1 protein-coding gene is annotated in these 1,045 nt (G+C 61.3%); it reads left to right on the top strand.

The window, feature by feature from the left end; all coding sequences use genetic code 11:
• Positions 1-790 precede the first annotated feature (790 nt).
• Positions 791-1,045, top strand: a 255-nt coding sequence (locus H663_RS40965) for a PHP domain-containing protein (protein WP_116695979.1), incomplete at its 3' end; no start/stop codon positions are given.

Below are 1,045 nucleotides of genomic sequence, written 5' to 3'. Positions count from 1 at the left end.
CGGTCGAAGACCCCGACGCGGGCCGTAGGTTTTCGCAGGTCGGTGGTCGAAGACCCCGACGTGGGCCGTAGGTTTTCGTAGGTCGGTGGTCGAAGACCCCGACGTGGGGCTGTGGGTTTTCGTAGGTCGGCGGTCAAAGACCCCGACGTGGGCCGTGGGTTTTCGCAGGTCGGCGGTCAAAGACCCCGACGTGGGCCGTAGGTTTTCGTAGGTCGGTGGTCGAAGACCCCGACGTGGGGCTGTGGAAACCCGCAAAAGTTGAACCAGGTTCCGCGCCCAAGCGCACAAACGTCGGACTCTTCGAGTACCGACCTACGAGATAGGCAGGTCGGCGGTCAAAGACCCCACGTGGGCCGTAGGTTTTCGTAGGTCGGCGGTCGAAGACCCCGACGTGGGCCGTAGGTTTTCGTAGGTCGGCGGTCGAAGACCCCGACGTGGGGTTGTGGAAACCCGCAAAAGTTGAACCAGGTTCCGCGCCCAAGCGCACAAACGTCGGACTCTTCGAGTACCGACCTACGAGATAGGCAGGTCGCTGGTCGAAGAACCCGACATGGGCCGTAGGTTTTCGTAGGTCGGCGGTCAAAGACCCCGACGTGGGCCGTAGGTTTTCGCAGGTCGGCGGTCAAAGACCCCGACGTGGGCCGTAGGTTTTCGTAGGTCGGTGGTCGAAGACCCCGACGTGGGCCTGTGCCGAAGCCCATCACGTCGGACTCTGCGAGTGCCGACCTACGAGAAGACATTTCTCACGCATTTCAAATTTCTGCGTGCCGGGTCCATAAAATGGTCGGATATGTTTGTTCACCTGCGCCTTCACTCCGAATTTTCCGTCGTTGACTCCACCTGCCGCATTGACGAAGTGCTCAAGGCGGCGGCCAAAGACGGCCAGCCCGCTTTGGGCCTGACCGACCTGAATAACCTGTTTGGCGGGGTCAAGTTCTACAAGGAAGGCCGGGGCAAAGGCGTCAAGCCGGTTCTGGGCGCAGAAATCAACCTTGAAGGCCTGGGCGGGGACCAGGGGGTCATCAGCCGTGTGGCCTTGCTGGTG

The sequence above is a fragment of the Limnohabitans planktonicus II-D5 genome (genome assembly GCF_001270065.2).
In the GTDB taxonomy this organism is placed as follows: domain Bacteria; phylum Pseudomonadota; class Gammaproteobacteria; order Burkholderiales; family Burkholderiaceae_C; genus Limnohabitans_A; species Limnohabitans_A planktonicus.
This window is presented reverse-complemented; position numbering and strand designations above follow the sequence as displayed.